Annotated in this window: 13 protein-coding genes and 2 rRNA genes (1 of these 15 running past the window's edge); 8 read left to right on the forward strand and 7 right to left on the reverse strand. The window is 71.9% G+C overall.

Annotation, left to right across the window (positions count from 1 at the left end; all coding sequences use genetic code 11):
* Window positions 1-81: 81 nt before the first annotated feature.
* The 8 genes from gspD to ACOOE8_RS11885 are packed head-to-tail and all read left to right on the forward strand — an operon-like array spanning window position 82 to window position 6,834.
* Complete coding sequence (gene gspD / locus ACOOE8_RS11850; protein ID WP_420391667.1) at window positions 82-2,265, forward strand: type II secretion system secretin GspD; 2,184 nt, start codon at window positions 82-84, stop codon at window positions 2,263-2,265.
* Window positions 2,262-2,828 (forward strand): prepilin peptidase, encoded by a 567-nt coding sequence (locus ACOOE8_RS11855; protein WP_420391668.1) that lies wholly within the window; start codon window positions 2,262-2,264, stop codon window positions 2,826-2,828. The genes gspD and ACOOE8_RS11855 overlap by 4 nt, the downstream gene beginning before the upstream one ends.
* A gap of 2 nt (window positions 2,829-2,830) precedes the next feature.
* Window positions 2,831-4,036 (forward strand): type II secretion system F family protein, encoded by a 1,206-nt coding sequence (locus tag ACOOE8_RS11860; RefSeq protein WP_420391669.1) that lies wholly within the window; start codon window positions 2,831-2,833, stop codon window positions 4,034-4,036.
* A 32-nt stretch (window positions 4,037-4,068) separates the two neighbouring features.
* A complete protein-coding gene (gspG, locus tag ACOOE8_RS11865) occupies window positions 4,069-4,497 on the forward strand; it encodes a type II secretion system major pseudopilin GspG (RefSeq protein WP_420391670.1) in 429 nt (142 codons plus the stop codon).
* Window positions 4,478-4,885, forward strand: coding sequence for a prepilin-type N-terminal cleavage/methylation domain-containing protein (locus ACOOE8_RS11870; protein WP_420391671.1), 408 nt, complete (start codon window positions 4,478-4,480; stop codon window positions 4,883-4,885). Before gspG ends, ACOOE8_RS11870 begins: the two co-directional genes overlap by 20 nt.
* Window positions 4,882-5,289, forward strand: coding sequence for a PulJ/GspJ family protein (locus tag ACOOE8_RS11875; RefSeq protein ID WP_420391672.1), 408 nt, complete (start codon window positions 4,882-4,884; stop codon window positions 5,287-5,289). The genes ACOOE8_RS11870 and ACOOE8_RS11875 overlap by 4 nt, the downstream gene beginning before the upstream one ends.
* Entirely contained in the window at window positions 5,286-5,942 is a 657-nt protein-coding gene (locus ACOOE8_RS11880) for a hypothetical protein (protein WP_420391673.1), read from the forward strand. The genes ACOOE8_RS11875 and ACOOE8_RS11880 overlap by 4 nt, the downstream gene beginning before the upstream one ends.
* Complete coding sequence (locus ACOOE8_RS11885) at window positions 5,932-6,834, forward strand: general secretion pathway protein GspK (protein WP_420391674.1); 903 nt, start codon at window positions 5,932-5,934, stop codon at window positions 6,832-6,834. The genes ACOOE8_RS11880 and ACOOE8_RS11885 overlap by 11 nt, the downstream gene beginning before the upstream one ends.
* A 13-nt stretch (window positions 6,835-6,847) precedes the next feature.
* Here the strand turns inward: ACOOE8_RS11885 and ACOOE8_RS11890 are convergent, their stop codons facing one another.
* The 7 genes from ACOOE8_RS11890 to ACOOE8_RS11920 all read right to left on the reverse strand — a co-directional run.
* Complete coding sequence (locus ACOOE8_RS11890) at window positions 6,848-7,903, reverse strand: ion channel (RefSeq protein WP_420391675.1); 1,056 nt, start codon at window positions 7,901-7,903, stop codon at window positions 6,848-6,850.
* A gap of 128 nt (window positions 7,904-8,031) precedes the next feature.
* Window positions 8,032-8,955, reverse strand: a complete 924-nt coding sequence (locus ACOOE8_RS11895) for a dihydrodipicolinate synthase family protein (RefSeq protein WP_420391676.1) — start codon at window positions 8,953-8,955, stop codon at window positions 8,032-8,034.
* The gene (locus tag ACOOE8_RS11900; protein WP_420391677.1) at window positions 8,952-10,100 is read right to left on the reverse strand and encodes an NAD(P)/FAD-dependent oxidoreductase; all 1,149 of its coding nucleotides are present in this window, start codon (window positions 10,098-10,100) and stop codon (window positions 8,952-8,954) included. Before ACOOE8_RS11900 ends, ACOOE8_RS11895 begins: the two co-directional genes overlap by 4 nt.
* Complete coding sequence (locus ACOOE8_RS11905) at window positions 10,097-11,539, reverse strand: NAD(P)/FAD-dependent oxidoreductase (protein WP_420391678.1); 1,443 nt, start codon at window positions 11,537-11,539, stop codon at window positions 10,097-10,099. Before ACOOE8_RS11905 ends, ACOOE8_RS11900 begins: the two co-directional genes overlap by 4 nt.
* Window positions 11,536-11,787, reverse strand: a complete 252-nt coding sequence (locus ACOOE8_RS11910) for a (2Fe-2S)-binding protein (protein WP_420391679.1) — start codon at window positions 11,785-11,787, stop codon at window positions 11,536-11,538. Before ACOOE8_RS11910 ends, ACOOE8_RS11905 begins: the two co-directional genes overlap by 4 nt.
* A 2,084-nt stretch (window positions 11,788-13,871) precedes the next feature.
* A 5S ribosomal RNA gene (gene rrf / locus ACOOE8_RS11915) occupies window positions 13,872-13,986 on the reverse strand.
* 142 nt (window positions 13,987-14,128) lie between these two features.
* Window positions 14,129-15,229 (reverse strand): 23S ribosomal RNA (locus ACOOE8_RS11920) (it continues 1,606 nt past the right edge of the window).

Here is a 15,229-nt window from a genome sequence, read left to right on the forward strand (position 1 = left end):
GGGCGCATGTCCGCCTCAGCGCCGAGAGTCGCCAACCGCCGCCGAAGGAGACGTCGTGGGTCAAGGACAAGTCCAGCGTCGATGATCCAGGTCCTCGTCCGCCTCGCGCTCGTGGCGGCCCTTGCGCTCGCGGCCGCCTGTGCGAGGACCCCTGCCGCGATCAACGGTCCGTTCCAGAACGAGCCGGTGTTCTCCGACCTTGCTGCCCGCTCGCCGCGCGCCACCGCGCCGCAGACGGCGGACGGGCTCGTGCCCATCGACGGTGGCGTCGGCGTGTCGCAGACGTTCCAGGAGACCGCCGGCCCAGCTCGGCGGACGACCGACGGCGCGACCGGGGTCCCGGACGACGGGGCGACTGACGCCGCGTCCGGCGCAGCGACCTACCGGCTCAACTTCGACGAGGCGCCGCTGTCGCAGGTCGTGCGCTCCATCCTGTCGGACGCGCTGGGCCTCAACTACTCCACCGGGGTGGACCTGTCGCGCACGGTGACGATCTCGTCGGTCCGGCCGGTGCGGCGCGACGAACTCCTCGCGATCCTCGAGAACCTCCTCGAGGGCGAGGGTCTTGCGCTCCTGCCATCGGGCGAGGGCTACACGATCGCGCCGGCGGGCACCCGGGTCGCCCGCGTCGACGGTGCGGGGGTGCGGGCCGGTTACGGCATCTCGGTGGTGCCGCTCCGGCATGTTTCCGTCGAGGCCATATCGCCGATCCTCGAGGGCTTCGTGGTGCCGTCCGAGGACGTGCGCGTCAACCTCGCCCAGGACGCGGTCGTGGTGCGCGGCTCGGCGGCGGCGCGGCGCGCGGCGGTGGAGGCGATCCTGTCCTTCGACGTCGACTGGATGGAGGACCAGACGGTCTCGATCTTCGAGCTGAGGCGCAGCGAGCCGGCGCAGGTGGTCGACGAGCTGGAGGAGATCTTCTCCGCCGGCGGCGCCGAGGCGCAGGCCGCCGGAGCGATCGAGTTCAAGGCCATCGAGCGGCTGAAGGCGGTGATGGCGCTGTCGAAGAACCCCACCCTCGTCCGCCGGGCGGCCGCCTGGGTGCGCCGGCTCGACGTCGCCAACAGCGCGGTGCGCGACAACGTGTTCGTCTACCGTGCCAAGCACCGCAACGCCGCCGAGCTCGCCAGGATCGTCGCCAGCCTGTTCGAGGCCGACGCTGTGACGTCCCGCTCGCCGGAGGCCGGCCGCCCGCTCGCCGGCGGCGGCGACGAGCGGGACGACGTGGCAGGCTTTGCCGCCCCCGACTCGGAGGACCGGTTCGCCGACGCCGCCCTGCTGGTCGCGGAGGCCAACGGCGACGCCGAGCCCGGCACCATCGACCTCACCACGCGCGGCGGCGACGGTGCCGCGGTGCGCGTCAGCGCCGACGTCGCCAACAACGCCGTCGTGGTCTACGCGGACGGCGAGACCTTCGCGCAGATCCTCGCCACCTTGAAGACGCTCGACGCGACGCCGGTGCAGGTCGCGATCAACGTGACCATCGCCGAGGTGCGCCTGACCGAGGCGCTGGAGTTCGGCGTCCAGTACTTCGTGAAGTCGGGCAGCATCGGCCTCGACGCCGACAACGGCTCGGTGTCCCTGTTCACCGAGGTCGCCAACACGCTGCAGCAGCAGATCCCGGGCTTCAACTTCGTCGTCGGCTCGAACAGCGACCCCGACGTGATCATCTCCGCCCTCGACGCCATCACGGACGTCGAGATCCTGTCCTCACCGTCCCTCGTCGTCGTGGAGAACGAGACGGCGACGCTCCAGGTGGGCGACTCGGTGCCCGTCACCGTGCGCCAGGCGCAGAGCGTGCAGGACGTCGACGCGCCCATCGTCAACCAGGTGGAGTTCCGCGACACCGGCATCATCCTGGAGGTGACGCCGCGCATCGGCGACAACGACGCGGTGACGATGCGCGTCGCCCAGGAGATCTCCGCCGTCACCGGCGATCCGAACAGCCTCACGCCGACGTTCTCGCGCCGTCGGGTCACGAGCGCGATCTCCGTGCAGAGCGGCCAGACCGTGCTCCTCGCCGGGATGATTTCGGCCCGTCGCACGCTGGACGATCAGGGCATCCCGCTGTTGAAGGACGTGCCGGGAGTGGGCAAGCTGTTCTCCGAGACCCGGCGCGGGTCGGAGCGGACCGAGCTCGTGGTGCTCATCAGGCCGGTGGTGATCCGCTCCGGACAGGACGCCCAGTCGGTGGCCGAGGAGCTGCGCATGAGGATGCCGATCATCGGTGGCCGCGATGCGCCGATCGGCGTGGTGAAGCCGTGACCACGTTGCGCGCGACGGCGGGCCGCCTCGCCGGGGTCGGCATCGCCGGCGCCGCGGCGATGCTCGTCGCGGCCACGCCCGACGGCTCGCTGCCGGCGCATGGCCTGGTGGTCGCGGCCGTGGCGGCGCTGCTCTCGCTGATCGCGTGGCACGACCTGCGGACGCTGACCATCCCGGACACCGCCGTTGCCCTCACCGCCTGCGTTGCGCTCCTTGCTCGAGCCGTCGTCATGCCCGTGGACGCGAGCTTGCTCCTCGTCCTCGCCATCGACGTCGCGGGATCGGGTGGCGCGTTGTGGCTCGTGCGCGAGGCGGGGTATCGGCTGCGCGGCGAGGACGTCCTCGGGCTCGGCGACGTGAAGCTCGCCGCTGCGCTCGGCCTGCTGCTGGGTGCGCTCGGCTTCGCGCTGGCCCTCCTCGCGGCGAGCGTCACCGGCCTCCTCCTCGCGCTCGCCCTGGCGGCGACGGGCCGGCCCGTGGGGCGAACCACCAAGCTGCCGTTCGGCGCGCTCCTGGCGCCGAGCGCGCTCCTGACCTGGCTCCTCATCGGGCGAACGGCGTAGTCGTGACGCGGTTCGAGTACCTCGCGATGGATGCCGCCGGGAACGTCTCCGACGGGGCCATCGAGGCAGCGTCCGTCGCCGATGCCGCGGACGCGTTGGCCCGCGCGGGCCTGACGTCGCTGCGCACGCGGCCCGTGCGCTCCTCCGGCGGCGTCCTCGCTCGCCTCGCCCCTGAACCGCGGCCGCAGCACGTCACGGCCCTCACCGCCGACCTTGCGATGCTCCTCAGCGGCGGCGTCGTCCTCGACGAGGCGCTCGCGATCCTCGCCGACCTCGAGGAGCGGCGCTGGCTCCAGCGCCTCGTGCGCAGCCTCAAGTCCGAGATCGCGGCCGGGTCGAGCCTCTCGGAGGCGCTGGCTCGTCACCCGGCGCAGTTCCCGCCAGTGTACGTCGAGACCGTGCGCGTTGCGGAGGCTGCGGGCCGGCTCGCGGAGGCCCTCGATGGCCTTGCCGCCGAGCGGCGCCGTGCCGAGGCGCTGCGCACGAGGGTGATCGGCGCGCTCGCCTACCCCTCGTTCCTCGTCGTCGCGGCGCTCGGCGTCCTGGCGTTCGTGCTCGGCGCGGTGATCCCCCAGTTCGAGGCAGCCATCGAAGGCTTCCGCGACGAGCTCGACCCGGCAGCGCTCTTCGTGTTCGACCTGTCGCGTGCCTTCCGCGACCATGCGGACGCGCTCGGCCTCGGCCTTGCGGCGCTCCTCGCCGGCGCCCTTGTCGCGAGTCGGCTCGGGCGCGGGCGGGCGCTCGGCATCGTCCTCCTGTCGCGCCTGCCGGGAACGCGCGCCATCGTCGCGCATCACGAGACCATGACCTTCTGCCGGACGCTCGCGGTCCTCATCGGAAATGGGGTCGACATCACCGCCGCGCTGCGCCTCGTGCGGGGCGTGCTGCGCCTGCCGGCCTCGGCGCAGCGGCTCGACGGCGTGCTCGCCGAGGTGCGCCAGGGCCGGCGCCTGTCGGACGCGCTCGCGCGGGAGGGGCTGATGCCGCGCCACGTCGTCCAGATGCTGCGCGTCGGCGAGGAGGCGGGCGAGCTCGCCTCGAGCGCGAACCGCATCGCCGCCTTCACCGAGGCGAAGCTGTCAGCCGCGCTCGCCCGGTTGACCGCGGTGCTGGGGCCGGTGCTGATGGTCGCGGTCAGCCTGTTGATCGCCTGGGTCATCATCTCGGTCATGTCGGCGCTCGTCGGCATCAACGACCTTCTTGTGTAGCGTCATCGGCAGAAGGCAGGATCGCGTAGACAATGGCATCCTCCGATCGCTCCCGCGCCCGTCGGCGCGACACCCGCGGCGGCTTCACCCTCGTGGAGCTCCTCGTCGTCCTCGTCATCCTGGGGCTCGTCATGGGGCTCGTCGCCCCGAGGGTGCTCGGCTACCTGACGAGCTCGCGCGAGCGCGCTGCGGCGCTGCAGATCACGTCCCTTGGCGCCGCCCTCGACCTCTACTTCCTCGACGTCGGGCGCTATCCCTCCGAGGGCGAAGGGCTCGAAGCCCTCGTCGAGCGGCCCAGCGCCGCCGACCGGTGGTCGGGGCCCTACCTGCGCGACGGCGCGGTCCCGCTCGACCCGTGGGGCAACGCCTACGACTACACGCCCGACGGGGGGCGCTACGTGCTCGCCTCCATGGGACCCGACGGACGGGAGGGCGGCGGGGATGACGTCGCGGGGCAGTAGCGACGGCTTCACCCTCGTCGAAACGCTCCTTGCCCTCGCGGTGGTGGCGCTGGTCGCGAGCCTCGTCCTGCCCTGGGCGACGACCTCGCGCGGCGCCGCGGCGCTGCACCGTCAGGCTGAGGCCGTGGCGACGTTCCTGGAGCGTCGGCGCAACGCCGCCGTGCGCTCCGGCGCGCCCGTGGTCGTCGACGTCACCAACCGGTCGATGGTGTCGGGCGCATCCCGGCTCGACCTCGCGGATGGGGTGAGGTGGCAGGTCGGCGTCCCGCGGCTGGAGTTCTCGCCGGACGGACGCGCCTCCGTGGCGGTGGTGCGGCTCGTCGCGGGCGCTCGCGAGCGGGTCGTGCGCGTCCACCCCTACACCGGCGCGGTGGAGGTGGTGCGGTGAGGCGACGCTGCGCAGGACGCGGAGGCCGGCGCGCCGGCTTCACCCTCGTGGAGGTGCTCGTCGCGCTGACGGTGCTGGCCGTCGTGACGGTGGGCGTGCACCGCGGCCTCGTCTCGGCCACCGCCGGCACCCGCCGCGCGGAGGAGGTGGTGGGTGCGGAGCGGGTGGCGCGCACGCTGCTCGCGGCGCCCCTCGGCCCCGTCGCCCCCCCGGAGCGGCGGAGCGGGACCATGGGCGGACGTGGCTGGTCGATGTCGCTCGAGGCCCTGGCGCTTCCGCCGGCCGAGACGCCGTCCCCCGCGGCTGCCGACTGGACGCCGCTCCGGGTGCGCTTCGCGGTGTCGGTTCCAGGCGCTCGACCGCTCGAGGTGGAGACGGTGCGCGTCGTGCCGCGCAGCCCGTGACTGCCCGACGGCGGCGCGGTCGGCGCGACGGCTTCCTCATGGTCGAGGCGCTGGCGACGATGGTGCTGACCGGCCTGATCCTTGCAGGGCTCGCCGCCACGATCTCGCTGATGGCGGCGGCAGGCGAGCGGGCCGCAGCGCGGGCGGAGCGCGCCGAGGCTACCGCGCTGCTCATCGCGGCGCTGCGCCGGGATGTCGCCGCCGCGGTGCGCGCGCGCTGGGGGCGCGACGGCGACTTCGTGTTCGAGGGGACAGCGGACCGGCTCACGTTCGCGCAGGACGGCGCCCAGGGCCACGGCACGCTCGTCGTCCTCCAGGCCGTCATCGACCCAGCCGGCACGCAGCTCCTACGCGCCGAGGGTCCGCTCCATCCCGCAGCCCGCGGGATGGACGACGTCGCCCTCGGCCCTGCCGTGGAGGTCGCCGCGGTGCGGGGGCGGATCGACTTTGCCTACGCCTCCGCAGGCGATGGCGGGGCCGAGCTCGTCACGAGCGTCTGGCCGCCGTCGCGGACGATGCCGGATACCGTGCTGGTAAGGCTCGGCGAGGCGACGTTCGCGGACCGCATCACCCTCGCGGTCGACGCCGAGGCCGGGTGCGCCGCCACCGCCGAAGCGTTCTGCTCACGACGGCCGCCCGTCGATGACGAGTGACGGCCGACCGACCCCCCGACGCGACCGCGTCGGGGGCTTCGTCCTTGTGGCTGTCCTGTCCGCGCTCGCGCTGATGGCGGCGGTCGTCGGCGCCGCCACGCTCGCCGCGCGCGGCGCCACCGACACGGCCCGGCTCGCGCTCGATCTGCTTGTGCTCGACGCCCTGTTCGAGGCGGGCATCGCCATCGCCGGGTACCAGCTCTACGGCCAGGGCCGACCCCTCGGCGCCCTCGACGGCGAGGTCGTCCGCTTCGACGACGGCATCGTGCGGCTCGCCGTGGAGACGGAGGCGGCGTTCGTCGACCTCAACGGGGCCGAGCCGGAGCTCCTCGCCGGGCTGTGGCGGGCGGCCCGGCGAACCACGATGGCGCCCGAGGTGTTCGCCGCACGGGTGGTCGACTGGCGCGACGCGGACCTCGTCGCGCAGCCCGGCGGCGCCGAGGCTCCGGACTACGGCGCTGCGCCCGGGCGGGCGCCGCGGGACGCCCCGTTCAGGACGGTCGCCGAGCTCGGCCTCGTGCTCGGGGTGACGGCGACGGACGTGGGGGCGCTGGCGCCGTTCGTCACCGTCCACAACCCCGACGGCACCGTCGATCCCTCGCGCGCCGCGCCCACCGTGCTCGCGGCCTTGCCCGGGGCGACGCCGGCGATGGTCGAGCGCGTCGTTGCGGCGCGCTCGCGGGGGCTCGCCGGGGAGGCCCTCGCGCTGCTCCTGCCGCAGGTGAGGTCGGTGGCGACCGGACCCAGCAGGGCGCACCGGGTGCAGGTCACCATCGAGCGCCCGGGGTTCGGCCGCCGCACCGGCGAGGCGGTGCTCGTGCGCGCCGTCACCGCCGACGCGCTGCACTACACCGTGGCGCTGTCCCCGCCGGTCGCACCGCTCGATGGGTGAGCGCCGCCTGCTCCTACTCGCTGGGCAGGTAGCGTTCGACGAGCGCCCACCACTCGTCGCTGGTGATGCGCCGCAGGATGGCGCGGTTGAGCTCCTCGAAGAGCGCCTCGTCCGCCTCCGAGGCGAGGGCGAGCGTGACGTACTGCGGGTCCTGCGTCGTCGTCGAGATGGTGAGTTCGAGCCCCGAGCGCGCGACGGCGCTACGCAGCTCCGGAGCGCCGCCGGCGACGGCGTCGACGGCGCCGCCGGCGAGCGCGTCGAGCGCCGCGCCGAAGGAGGCGACGGGCGTCACGTCGACGTCGAGGCTCGCAAGGTAAGCACCGGCGGAGGAGCCCTCCACGACGGCGACCCGCCGCTCCGCAAGGTCCGCCGGCACGGAGAGCGTCCGGCCCGCCTCGAGGTTGACCACCGAGATCACCGAGGCGGTGAGGGCAGCTGAGACCGCGAGGCCCATCAGCATCCACAGCATGGCGACCGCGCGGCCGAGGAAGGTGATGGGCGCCTTGTCGCCGTAGCCGATGGTGGTGAGCGTCACACCGGCCCACCAGAAGCCGTCGCCGAGGCCGGGCAGCGCGCGCGCATGGAACTGGTCGGCGTTGCGCCGTCGCTCCAACGCCCACACCACCGCGCCGACGGCGAGCAGGAGGACGCTGAGCGCTGCGACGATGCGGGCGAACTCGATGCTGAAGAGGCTCGATAGCACGCGGGCCAAGACGAACTCGCGCTCCGAGGCGACCGCAAGGGTGGCCGTGTAGAACGGCATCAGGTAGTCCGCCGACGCCTCCCCCTCGGCCGTCGCGTCCACCGCGAGCGCGACGTCGACCGTTCCGCCGCCGAGCGCCCCGGCGCCGTCCGCCTCCAGCGGCACGATCTCGTAGGCGAGGCCGAGCTCCTCCGCGCTCATGCGCCACAGGTCGATCGCGATCCCCTGCCAAGCCCCGTCCGAGCCCGTGAACGCGAACGGCGGACGATCGGGCGCCCCGACGACGACCGGCCCGTCCTGTCCCAGGCAGGGCGTCGCGGTGGCCACGAAGGCGGCGAGGAGGATGGCGAGGGGCGATCTGCGCATGGGATGTCCTTCGAATGAGCTCTTGCGAGCTAACCCGATAGAGGCCGGGGGGGTTCGCCGCGCACCGCGAGCGCCGAGGGGCTGCCCGGCAAGGGCTGCAGCGAGCCTCGGCGCCGCCACCGACCGCGCTATGCGCTGGAGGCGTGCCGCAGCGCGTCCTCCAACCGACCGTGCTCCTTGGCGGGCGTCGGTTGGGCGGGTGGGACCATGCGGTCGCTCGCGAACCGGCCCTGCACGCGGAGGAGCGTCTTGAGGCGCTGCGTCGCGCGGCCGCCCGGCGGCACGCCGTAGACGGCAAGGGCGAGCGGGTAGATCCGCTCGTGCGCGGCGCGGGCGGCGGCGAGGTCGCCACGCTCCACGGCGTCAAGCAGCGCGACGATGGGCGCTGGCACCACGGCGGCGAGGCTGACGATGGCGCCCTCGCTGCCGACGACGGCGCTGGTGAAGAGGTGCTCGTCGCCCGACCCCATGACGGCGACGTGCGGGGCGACCTCGCGGACGAGCCGGCGGTTGGCCTCGTAGGCCGCCACCTCCCACGATCCCTCCTTGACCGCCACGACGCCGGGCATCGTCGCGAGCGCTGCGAGCGTGCGCGGACCGTAGGCCATCGCCCCGGCCTTCACCGACGCCTGGAACAGGAGGAGGTCGCGTCCGGCGGCGGCGATCGCCGCGTGATGGGCGAGGACGGCGTCGTGCTCGGCGCCGAGCGCCCAGCCGTCGGGCGGAAAGACCATCAATGCGTCGACGCCGACCTCGGCGAGGGCGTCCGCGTGGCGCGTCGCGGCGGCGCTCGACGCGACGTTGACCCCCGACACCACGGGGACGCGCCCCGCCACGACGCGCACGGCCTCGCGCGCCACGTCCACCTGGTCGGCGAGCGGCAGCGTCCCGTTCTCACCGGCATGACCGTTGACCAGGAAGCCGGTGATGCCGCGCTCGTCGCTCAGCGAGCCGAGGAGCGCTCCGAACGCGGGCAGGTCCGGCGACGCATCCTCGCGCACGGGAACCGGCACGGCCGGCATCACCCCGCGCCAGCGGGACGGCTGGTTCACTGGTGGTCCTCCCGTTCGAGCACCGGCACGGACGCGGCTGCCTCGCCGACGAGGCGGTCCACCGGAAACAGCGGCAGCTCCGGCTCGCGGCCGAGGATCGCGTCGGCGAGGAGCTTGGCGATGGCGAGCCCGCTCGTGTAGCCGGAGTGCACGCTGCCGCAGACCCACGCCCCGTCATAGCCGGGCAGCGGGCCGACGGCGGGCATCGCGTCGGCCGTCTCCGCCTCCAGGCCCGCCCAGGCCCGCGCGAGTCGGGCGCCGGAAAGCGCGGGGATCGCGTGGCACGCAAGGCGGATGTTGCCGATCAGCCGGTCGGCGTGGAGCGTGTGCCCGCCGCGCTCGCGGTCGCCGATGCCTTGCCAGCCACCGCCGATCACCACTGTGCCGTTCGGGTACTGTTTGAGCGACAAGAGACCGCTCGCGATGCCGATCACGGTGCGCATGACCGGTGCGAGGCGCTCGGTGACCGCGAGCTGGTTGATCAGCGTCTTGATGGGGAGGCGCACGCCGAGCCACCCCGCCATGGGCTCCAGCCACACGCCGCCGGCAAGGACCAGTCGGCTGGCCCTCACCCGTTCCCCCACCGCCGTACGCACGGCGTAGCCCCGACCGAAGGGCTCGACGCCGACGACCTCGGTGTCCTCGCGCAGGTCGGCGCCAGCATCAACGAGCGCCCTGCGGTAGGCACGCCCCGTCAGGTACGCTGCTGTGTAACCGTCCACGGGACAGTGCGCGGCGAGGAGCGGGCGGCGCGACAGCCCCGGCTCGACCTCGCGGGCGCGATCCGTCGAAACGATGGTGATCGGCGCGCCGGCCTCCCTACGCAGCCTCGCCCGCTCGGTGAGGAGCTCCGCCTCGCGCTCCGTGAACGCGAGGGACAGCCCGTCCGTCGTCACCATGCCGACGTCGTGGCCGAGCCAATCGCGCGCGGTCCGCCACATCGCGTGGCCGCGCAGCGCGTAGGGGATCAGCGCGACGCGCGTCATCTGCATGGTGAGGGTGCCGGCGTTGACGCCCGACGCCTCGCGGCACAGCGCGCCGCGGTCGAGCAGGACGACGCGCTGGCCCGCGCGCGCCAGGAACAGCGCCACCGTCGCGCCGTGGATGCCTCCGCCGACGACCGCGGTGTCGAAGGAAGCCGTCACAGGGGTGCCGGCGGCGGGACGGGGATGTCGGCGTAGGTGTAGTCGCCGACGAGATCCTCGAGGGGGACGGGACGCAGCGGCGTTCGGCCGGTCCACTGGCCGACCAGCACGCGTGCTGCGTCCACTGCCGTGGCGTCGGTCCGGCCGGCGAGCGCGACGGCGAGGAGCTCGGCGGCCACGTCGGCGCACATCCGGCCCTGGCACGGGCCCATGCCGCAACGCGTGAAGTGCTTGAGCTGGTTGACGTCCCGCGCGCCGGCGCCGACGGCCTCGTCGATCGCGCCGCGAGTGACGTCCTCGCAGCGGCACACCACCGCGTCGTGCGGGACCGCGGCAACCATCGCCGGGCGCAGCGCGGTGAGGCGGGACATGGCACGGCCGACGACGGCCCGGTCGCGGTCCGCGCGCGGGGGCGCTCCGGCCGCCGCCGCCCCCGCCCGACGCCCCATGGCGACGGCGGCGTCGACGCCGCGAACGCCCGCACCGTCGCCAGCGACGTAGAGCCCCGGCACGGACGTGCGGCCGTCGGCGTCGCAGTCCGGCCGCCAGCCGCCGAGCGCGCGGTCGAACACGTGGCGGGCGCGCAGCAAGCGCGTCAGCTCGCTGGCCGGGACGAGGCCATGGCCGACTGCAAGGCTGTCCGCTTGGAACGTCGTCACCTCACCGACGGGTGCGCCAGCGGCATCGACCGGTCCCACCTCGACCGCCTCGACGGACGTCGCGCCGCGTGCGATGCGCACGCCATGGCGATGGAGGATCGGAACGCGCGGCGCGACCGCGGCCCACCACCGGGCGCCGCGCGCTGCAAGGTCGGGCCGCGTCGCGAGCGCAGGCACGACGCCGAGCCACTCGCTGCGGGACGACAGGTCGACGACGGCGGCGACCGTGCCGCCCTTCCTCACGATGCCCGCGGCGACCGCGAGGAGGAGGGGGCCCGCGCCGGCCACCACCGTGCGGCGACCGGGCAGCGTGTCCCATGCCTTGAGAAGGATCGTCGCCGCGGCGAGGCCGATGACGCCCGGCAACGTCCAGCCGGGGAAAGGCACGACGCGCTCGGTGGTGCCCATGGCGGCGACGATCCGCTCGGCGAGCAGCGTCCTCGGACCGCCCTCGGCGGACAGGTCGATGCGGAAGGGACCGGGTTCGAGCCGCGCGATGGACCACAGCCGATGGCCGAGGAGGAGCTTGATGGCACCGGCGCCCACCCTGCGGCGCAGCGCCTCGCCAGCAGCTCCCTCGGCCCCGGTAAGCTCGGGCCAGCCGGGGGGAGGGGCGCGCCACACCTGGCCACCGGCCGCCGGCGCCTCATCGACGAGCGCCAGCGACGCGCCGGCCTCGGCGGCGGCCAGCGCGGCGTTCGCGCCCGCGGGGCCCGCGCCGATCACCGCGACGTCGACGACCTGCGCAGCCGCTTCCGGCGGCGGGGCGAGCGCGTTCACGATCGCTTCGCGAGCGTGACGCGCATCCCGTCACGAACCGGCACGAGGCAGGTCTGACGCAGCGTGCCATCGACGTCGGCGACGCATTCCTGGCACGCGCCCATCATGCAGAACGCGCCGCGTGGCGTGCCCCCGGTCGGGCTGTCGCGCAGGTACCTGATGTCGTCCGCGATCAACGCGCTCGCCACGGGCTCGCCTTTGCGGCACCGCAGCGGTCTTCCGTCCACCCACAGCGTCACGCCGTCCACGCGCGGGGTGGATGGCTCCGCCGTCCGCGTGACGGTCTCGCGTTTGGGGGCTTGGGTTGGCCTCATGGGGAGCATTGTGCCTTCGCAGCATGTGGCAGGGCCCGGGTGAAAGGAGCGGGCCGTGCCACGCGTCGGATTGGGTTATAAATACGGCGTCCCGCGGCGACAACGCGACGGACCGCCGTGCCGCTCCGCAGCGCCCCGCGGCGCGTCCGCAGCAGCCGCCGGTCCGAGCTGGACAGGTGCCTCCGGTGCGACGTCAGCAGGCGCGGACAGGTCCGCGGTCCGCGGGGCGTCGAAGCCGCGTCCCAGCCACCCACCCGCTCCGAGCTCTGAACATCCTGCACGGTGCTTGAGAGCTTCACGCTCGCCCCGTGGACGTCGTCGATGCAGTCCAAGATGCATCCCGAGTTGGGTTCCCCTAGACGCGAAGACGTAGGGCGAGCGTCCGGGCAGATGGGTGGGTTTGGACGGGCTGCGCGCGGTTCACCGGTCGGAACCCACATCCATATAGCCCGACCGTCGCAGCGGGGCAGACGGTGCCGCAAAGTCTGGTCGCGGCCGGTCGCATTGGTGGCGAAGCGGTGGGGTTCTTCGAGCCACCCGAAGGTGCGCTCGATGGCGTTGCGGTCGCGGGAGAGGGATGGCTGAGACACAGCTTCTCCGACGTCGATTGGTCTTCGGCGGGAAGTCGGGCGGAGCGCCGTCAACCTCGACCGTCCGGCGTATCATCTTGATGCCGTACGCCGGCATGTCCCCTAGGAGGGTCTCGGCAACCTTGCAGCGGGTCGCCTGGCCATCGGTCGAGCGGGAAGGCGACCGGCCAGCGCTGGCCATCGGTCGGGGCATGCATCTTGGAGGTCCGGTCGCCTGGGGACCGATGGCGTGGTGGCGCTCCCCTTTCGCCATGAGCGGCGCAACGGCGTGCAGTCACCGCGGAGGACCGGATTCGAGGCGCGGCGAGAGGTCCGCCAGACGACTGCAGGAGCGTGCACACCGTCGACCTAGACGCCCTTCCACGCCGCACCGCACGAAACGGTCGTAACGCTACTCGAGGCGGCGCGTCCCTTCGGCGCCAGCCCGACCTCAGGACTTGGATGGTCCCGATGAGGAGGCCACGATCGTCGACCCTTGGCTCGCCTCGCAAGTCGGTAGGCAGCCGCGTCGCGAGGCACTCGAACGGCGGCTGCGTGAGCCAAAAGCGCTCTTAGCTCTCGGCATGTTGGTGCGGATGTTGTCGGCCCTTCCCATCGGGATGCGCGCGCAAGCTCCGGTACCTTGCTGGAAGAAGCAAGCTCGGCTCAACCCGCATCATCCGTATGGTGGGCGCGGGTCGGCTGCGGATGGCCCGTCTCACAGCCTTCCGCCTCGTAGGGCGTTAGCGATGAGCGTTCTGCCCGCGTACGGGAAGGCGAGCTGGAGGACTGTCGTCAACGCCGATGAGATCGTGTGCAGCTCCGGAAAGAAGGGGGAGCGCGGCGAACTGTAGGGTTCGCGCGGCCCAGCGTGACCCTCCGGCGTCCCTCAGCTGCGCGGTTAGACGATCGCGACGGCCACCCCGTTTCCGCCGGCCACTGAGCACGACAGCTTGGCGCGGGTGGTGCCGGCGCACCGCGCCGACGACGCCGCTCGATCCGTTCGCCATCCGCCCCGGCCGGGAAGCTCCACTCGCTCAACCGGACATGGGCGAGAAGCTCGACCTGGACCGATCGGACCACAACCGCGCCCGGACCTGCATGGAACACGTTCCGCCGTCCGGACGGTTCCGGGGCGCTTCAGCTTCACCACAAGGATAATTCCACCTCACCCCGTGCGATGCCACACCCGCGAGGGCGCTCCTCCTGGGATGGGGTCGAGGGCGACCGGTGAGCCCGCAAACCGAGCTGCTCGAGGGTTGCCCTTGGACCTCAATCGATCCGTCGCAGGGGCTAGTGCATGTTTGATCCGCAACCTGCATCGGCAGGACAAACGGCCCAACCCCGCCGCCACCCAATGTCATGCATGAGGAGGCCGTCGCGGGGTGGAATAGCGGAGTCCGGAATAGAGCCCACAGGAGAAGAGAAGGTTTCGAACGTCCTCGGCAGGCCTGGCAGCGACCTACTCTCCCGTGGCTTGAGCCAGAGTACCATCGGCGCTGAGGGGGTTAACGGCCGAGTTCGGAATGGGATCGGGTGGGGGCCCCTCGCAAGGGCCACCAGGCCGGCAGAGGACGTTCGTTCGTGAAACTGGTCGATCCGCCCTCCCGAGGATCGGGAAGGGGCTCGCCGTAGACGATGGTCTACGGCGATCGTGCGAGGGGTCATCTCGAGGGACGCCCCCCGATGGGCATGGGGTAATGAGAGTGATCAAGCCGATCGAGCTATTAGTACTGGTAAGCTGCGCATGTCACCACGCTTCCACATCCAGCCTATCAACGTTGTCGTCTACAACGGCTCTCAAGGGAGAACTCGTTTCCAGGTGGGTTTCCCGCTTAGATGCTTTCAGCGGTTATCCCGTCCGCACGTAGCTACCCTGCAATGCGGCTGGCGCCACAACAGGTCCACAAGAGGTGCGTCCACCCCGGTCCTCTCGTACTAGGGGCAGATCCTGTCAATTCTCCGACACCCACGGCAGATAGGGACCAAACTGTCTCACGACGTTCTGAACCCAGCTCACGTACCGCTTTAATTGGCGAACAGCCAAACCCTTGGGACCTGCTCCAGCCCCAGGATGCGATGAGCCGACATCGAGGTGCCAAACAACACCGTCGCTATGGACGCTTGGGTGTCATCAGCCTGTTATCCCCGGCGTACCTTTTATCCGTTGAGCGATGGCCCTTCCACGCGGGACCACCGGATCACTATGGCCGTCTTTCGACTCTGCTCGACGTGTCAGTCTCGCAGTCAGGCGGGCTTATGCCATTGCACTCAACGAGCGATTTCCGACCGCTCTGAGCCCACCTTCGCACGCCTCCGTTACTCTTTGGGAGGCGACCGCCCCAGTCAAACTACCCACCATACACTGTCCCGGGCGTGAGCCGCGGTTAGACATCCATGAAAGCAAGGGTGGTATTTCAAGGGTGGCTCCACCAAGGCTGGCGCCCTGGCTTCAAAGCCTACCACCTATCCTACACATGCCGTCACGAATGCCAGTGTAAAGCTATAGTAAAGGTGCACGGGGTCTTTCCGTCTGACCGCAGGAACCTCGCATCTTCACGAGGAATTCAATTTCACTGAGTCGATGCTGGAGACAGCGGGGAAGTCGTTACGCCATTCGTGCAGGTCGGAACTTACCCGACAAGGAATTTCGCTACCTTAGGACCGTTATAGTTACGGCCGCCGTTTACCGGGGCTTCAGTTCGGTGCTTGCACACCTCCCTTTAACCTTCCGGCACCGGGCAGGCGTCAGACCCTATACGTCGTCTTGCGACTTCGCAGAGCCCTGTGTTTTTGATAAACAGTCG

Origin of the sequence: Acuticoccus sp. (assembly GCF_965213555.1) — a bacterium.
Lineage (GTDB): Bacteria > Pseudomonadota > Alphaproteobacteria > Rhizobiales > Amorphaceae > Acuticoccus.